Raw genomic sequence first — 2,522 nt, forward strand, 5'->3', positions numbered from 1 at the left:
ACCTATTTCTCCTTTGCTTTAACATTATACACTCCGTTTATAACTTCTACTTCATAACAATCTGGACAATAGTGTTTACCATCTATCATTTCCCAATCAGAGTAGTCACCAATATCAATTTCTTTGTTGTCGAATAGCGCAGAGCAAGTATCTGTACCGCCAAATACTTCTCCGCATCTATCGCAAACAATCTGATACATTGTAATTGGTCTATACATAACTATTCTTCGTTACATAAAGTTTCTACAACCTTTGTTCTTGTGGTTTTTGTTGCAGGGTCATATTCGTCATGAAAAGCCTTTGCCACACCTTTTTTATTGGTAAAATAAACCACTCTGCCACCATCATAGAAACGATATACGGTTATACCATCCACAACAAATAGCTTCTCTACCTTAATTTCATTAATAGAGTCTGATGTTGGAATATTAATTCCTTTGTTCTCTTTACAAGAAACGAGCAGGAATATAACCGCTACAAATAATATAATCTTCTTCATACGCTAATCCTTTTTCCAATATTTACCAATTAAATAACCTATAACTCCACCCATAAAAGCTATAGATAGAATAGATAGGGTAAGCATAACATAAAATACTGACATAACTATTTCTCCTTTCTCATTTTAGTACGCATCATAAAATAGAATGCGAAATTATCGAAATCAAACCTGTCTCCAGTTGTGCCATGAAAGCGATACTTCGTAAAGCACTTCTTGCACTCACAGACCATCATATAGCCGTAAGGAGTATCACACCATCCAATGATGTTTCTTGCATCATCGTCATAACTTTTGTTGTCACAATTCTCATTAGGGCAATTAATTCCTTCACTATACTCTATAGACTCCCAATTACTAATCTTCATCGGGAGCATTTCTTCCATTATACTTTTATCTGCCATAACTATTCCTCCACCTTCACACCGAAATGAGTACCATCAGCAAAGGTATAATCTTTCATGAGACTATAAAATGACCAGCCGCTATTTCCACTTAATGACATATAATCGCCGTTATCTACAGCAGTAATTAAGACATAATATCCATCTTTTTTGTCTTTCACCCAACCGAACGGCTGATGCTTCTTCATCTCAGTCCAACATTCTTCTACATTGGCAAAAGGGCGGTACTTTGCTTTCGCCTTACTATCAGGCTTAATACGGTACTCTATATTTTTCCAAAACTCAATCTCCTTCATTTCCGTCCAATCATTCGGAACATCTGTACCTTCTACGGTACTCGGTTTTGTTCGACACTCAATTATCTTTCCTTCTGCGTAAGCCTGAATAATAGGCAGTATTTCTTTAGCTTCGTCTTTTGTCATACTCAATCCTCCAAATCCATTAATTTCCACCTAGCATATTCTTCTGCCACACTAGGTGCGTTTAGTGCATGCATAGCCAAAAGATAACCTTCGCTAGACGTTATATATTTCCCAAAAGCATCACGGTAATCTATATCTTCCTTCATGCTTTGTATTACAGATTCTTTACTCATTGCTTATCCTCCTTTGTCTTAAACATAGGGTCATCTTGCCACCAACTAACATATTTGCCTGTAGCAATATCTTCCTCTATCGGCTCTGTTTTGTCAATTTCCATACATGCAAGTATAACACATTGTGCTTTTGTTCTTGCATTTGCAAATGAACCAGAAGGAAGTACAGCCTGCCATCCGATATTATCAATTCTCAATATTATTGGCGAGTGGTGTTTGTAATATAATTGATACATTCCGCTTCTGATTCTTTCCGTTTTTATTCCTGCTTGTCTTACCATCCCTTTTCTTTTTTTTACCCTCTCCCTGTTGCTAAAGAGAGGGTGGTTAACTAATTAGAATTACTAGTTGGTATTTTAATGCCCATACCTTTCATTCTGTATTCAAGGGCATTGAGATACTTATCCATACTTTGTGATTGCAAGCGCATCAATTTATACTGATAGTCTCCTACCTTCTCACGGAAACCATCTTTACACAATGCTTCATTAAGCTTAGTAAGGCGATCATCCAACTCATCACGCTCAACACAAAGTCTATCTATAAAATTATTATAAGGTTTGTAAGCATTATCAAACACACTCTTAGGAGACCAAGACTTATATCCGTCCTTGTACTCTACCAAGTAGCCATCTTCCTCAACGGTTGCTGGCTTAATTTCTCTACCAAGCACTTTTTGTGCTTCTACCATAGTCATAGGCTCTGCCATAATGACCTTTGTTCCAATGTACTGTTTCATAAATTATCTATTTTATATCCCATAAGGGATGGTTATTACTCGTTAACTTCAACAAACTCACCATCTTTCAGTTGATACCAAGTATCAGCCTTGATATTCTCTCCATCAACGTACTCAGTTTTAACGCATACTGGGACATAACGATTCTTCTCGTCATTCCATTCCCATTCTGCAAGAGTTATCCAAGAACCTACTTTCGCTTTGGCTCTAGATTTATTACCTGCACACATGACAACAGAATCTTCTCCAGTGCTGTCAATCTGAGCAGAGTAACCGCTAGAACCA

General features: G+C 37.1%; 7 protein-coding genes and 1 pseudogene. All 8 read right to left on the reverse strand.

Going from position 1 to position 2,522, the window contains the following annotated elements:
• Positions 1-2: 2 nt before the first annotated feature.
• Positions 3-218 (reverse strand): hypothetical protein, encoded by a 216-nt coding sequence (locus DW657_RS17040; RefSeq protein ID WP_118313538.1) that lies wholly within the window; start codon positions 216-218, stop codon positions 3-5.
• Positions 219-220: 2 nt separating this feature from the next.
• A complete protein-coding gene (locus tag DW657_RS17045; protein ID WP_118313539.1) occupies positions 221-499 on the reverse strand; it encodes a DUF4884 domain-containing protein in 279 nt (92 codons plus the stop codon).
• A gap of 107 nt (positions 500-606) precedes the next feature.
• Positions 607-903: a hypothetical protein gene (locus DW657_RS17050; RefSeq protein WP_118313540.1), complete on the reverse strand. Its 297-nt coding sequence runs from the start codon at positions 901-903 to the stop codon at positions 607-609.
• Between the two features lie 2 nt (positions 904-905).
• A complete protein-coding gene (locus tag DW657_RS17055; protein WP_118313541.1) occupies positions 906-1,325 on the reverse strand; it encodes a hypothetical protein in 420 nt (139 codons plus the stop codon).
• Between the two features lie 2 nt (positions 1,326-1,327).
• Positions 1,328-1,498 carry a hypothetical protein gene (locus DW657_RS18040; protein WP_158577422.1) on the reverse strand — a complete coding sequence of 57 codons (171 nt, stop codon included), beginning with the start codon at positions 1,496-1,498 and terminating at the stop codon, positions 1,328-1,330.
• A complete protein-coding gene (locus DW657_RS17060; protein WP_118313542.1) occupies positions 1,495-1,779 on the reverse strand; it encodes a hypothetical protein in 285 nt (94 codons plus the stop codon). Before DW657_RS17060 ends, DW657_RS18040 begins: the two co-directional genes overlap by 4 nt.
• Positions 1,780-1,829: 50 nt before the next feature.
• Complete coding sequence (locus tag DW657_RS17065; protein WP_118313543.1) at positions 1,830-2,237, reverse strand: hypothetical protein; 408 nt, start codon at positions 2,235-2,237, stop codon at positions 1,830-1,832.
• 35 nt (positions 2,238-2,272) lie between these two features.
• A pseudogene (locus DW657_RS18045) lies at positions 2,273-2,522 on the reverse strand (hypothetical protein); the annotation flags it as partial.

The organism is Prevotella sp. AM23-5 (genome assembly GCF_003473645.1).
Lineage (GTDB): Bacteria > Bacteroidota > Bacteroidia > Bacteroidales > Bacteroidaceae > Prevotella > Prevotella copri_A.